Source organism: Desulforhopalus sp. IMCC35007 (genome assembly GCF_005116575.1).
Lineage (GTDB): Bacteria > Desulfobacterota > Desulfobulbia > Desulfobulbales > Desulfocapsaceae > Desulforhopalus_A.
Window position 1 is genome coordinate 1 of sequence record NZ_SWCN01000087.1, and the last position, 416, is coordinate 416.

Annotated in this window: 1 protein-coding gene; it reads right to left on the reverse strand. The window is 53.8% G+C overall.

Going from position 1 to position 416, the window contains the following annotated elements; genetic code table 11:
- The coding region (locus tag FCL48_RS24725) for a transposase (RefSeq protein WP_205747828.1) at positions 1 to 416 on the reverse strand (416 nt) is incomplete at both ends.

Below are 416 nucleotides of genomic sequence, written 5' to 3' on the forward strand. Positions count from 1 at the left end.
CCTCCTCGTCATTCGGCGCTGTAAAGATCGACCTGATGCGTTCCGCCACTTCTTGTTTCATCCGTCGTCGGGGCACGTAATTCTGGGCATTTTGTTGTAGATGGAACTGGCAGCGCTGCCAGGGAACAGTTGGGAAAATGGCCCTGCGAGCCGCCTTCAATCCTTCGTGGGCATCAGAGATAAAAAGCTTGACACCATGCAGTCCTCTGTCCTTCAGACTGCTGAGAAAATCCCGCCAATGCACCTCATTTTCAGAGAGTTTCACCGAAACACCCAGCACTTCCCGGTGCCCTGTGCTGCTGACGCCGATGGCGACCAGAACCGCGCTGGAAACCACAACTCCACCATGACGAACCTTCTCATATCGAGCATCCAGATAGACATAGGGAAAGGCCTCTAAAGGACGTTCTCGCCAT